A 1,785-nucleotide genomic window follows, 5' to 3' on the forward strand; every position below is an offset into this window, starting at 1 on the left:
CGGTGCGCCTGGACTTTGCACCCGGCGAAGCCGCCCAAGTCGACTTCGGCGCCGGCCCGCGCCTCCTCGACACCGACACCGGCGAACTGCGCAAGACCTGGGTCTTCGTCATGACGCTGTGCTTCAGCCGGCATCAGTACGCCGAGCTCATCTGGCGCCAGGATGTCGCCACCTGGCTCGCCTGCCATCGCCACGCCTTCGCGTGGTTCAACGGCGTCCCCAAGCGGGTCATCATCGACAACGCCAAATGCGCCATCATCCTTGCCCACCGCCGCGATCCCGAGGTGCAGCGCGCCTATGGCGAGTGCGCCGAAGGCTACGGCTTCAAGATCGACGCCTGCCCGCCGCGCGAACCTCAGTTAAAAGGGCGCGTTGAAGCGGGGGTGAAATACGTCAAACAAGCGTTCCTACCCTTGCGTGAGTTTCGCTCCCTGGCGGATGCCAACGCCCAGCTGCGCCAATGGATTCTGGCCGAGGCTGGCAACCGCATTCACGGCACCACCCGCGAGCAGCCGCTGGCCCTGTTCGAGTCGGTCGAGAAAGCGCTGCTCGGGCGCCTGCCGGATGTCCCGCCGGAGCTCGCGGTCTGGGCCAAGCTCAAGGTCCATCGCGACGCCCATGTGCAGTTTGAGAAGGCCTATTACTCCGTCCCCTTCCGTCTGCTCGGCCAGACCCTCTGGCTGAAGGCGACCTCGGACGTGGTGCGTCTCTACCAGGAGCATGTGCTGGTGGCCACCCATGTGCGTCAGCTGCGCCCCGGTGCACGCAGCACGGTGGCCGATCACATGCCACCTAACGCGCTGGCCTTCGCCATGCGTGATCCGCAGTGGTGCCTGAAGCAGGCCAAAGCGGTCGGCCCGCAGTGCCGAGCGCTCATCGAGCGGCTGTTCGCCGACCGGGTGCTGGAGCACCTGCGTGCCGCCCAAGGCGTGATCCGCCTGGGTGAGAAGTACGGGAGCGCGCGCCTAGAGGCGGCCTGCCAGCGCGCACTGAGCTTCGACAATCCGCGCTACCGCAGTGTCAAGACCATCCTCGAGAAGGGGCTGGATCAACAGCCTGATGCAGCGGCGGCCTTCGACACCCTGGCGGAGAGCTACACCGGTGGCGCGCGTTTCTTGCGCGATGCCGCTGAGCTGCTTTCGCACTGATGAACAGGACAACACCCATGAATCCGATGCCTGAACTCGCTCCCATGCTGAAACAACTGCGCCTCTCTGGCCTGCTTGAGGCCCTGCCGGCGCGCAACCGCCAAGCCATCGAGGAGCACCTGTCCTATACCGACTTCCTCGCCTTGTTGATCCAGGATGAGATTGCCCGCCGCGAGCAGAAGCGCTTGAGCCAACGCGTGCGCCGGGCCAACTTCCGTTCGCACAAGACCCTGGAGCAGTTCGACTTCGCCTTCAATCCCGGTATCAACCGGGCCTTGATCCAGGAGCTGGCGACCGGGCAGTTCATCACGGAGCCGGCCTCGGTGTTGATCGCCGGCCCGAGCGGCACGGGGAAGAGCCATCTGGCCCAGGCCTTGGGCCAGATCGCGGCGTGCCAGGGACAGGATGTGCGCTTCATGACCCAAACCCAGCTGCTTGGCGCGTTGAATGAGGCGCGTGCGACCGGGACCTTTCAGCGCCGCTTCCAGGCGCTCTCACGGGTGGCGCTGTTGATCATCGACGATTTTGGACTGAAACCGCTGCGCTCGCCGCAGGATGAGGATGTCCATGACTTGATCAGCGAGCGCTATGAGCAGCGCGCAACCATCGTCACCAGCAACCTGGACTTCAGCGAGTG

General features: G+C 65.0%; 2 protein-coding genes. Both read left to right on the forward strand.

What is annotated here, in order from left to right:
* The coding region (gene istA, locus CKO42_RS26375; RefSeq protein WP_200252407.1) for an IS21 family transposase at positions 1 to 1,148 on the forward strand (1,148 nt) is incomplete at its 5' end.
* A gap of 17 nt (positions 1,149 to 1,165) precedes the next feature.
* On the forward strand, positions 1,166 to 1,785 hold a 620-nt coding region (gene istB, locus CKO42_RS26380), incomplete at its 3' end, for an IS21-like element helper ATPase IstB (protein ID WP_200252439.1).

The sequence above is a fragment of the Lamprobacter modestohalophilus genome (assembly GCF_016583905.1).
In the GTDB taxonomy this organism is placed as follows: domain Bacteria; phylum Pseudomonadota; class Gammaproteobacteria; order Chromatiales; family Chromatiaceae; genus Lamprobacter; species Lamprobacter modestohalophilus.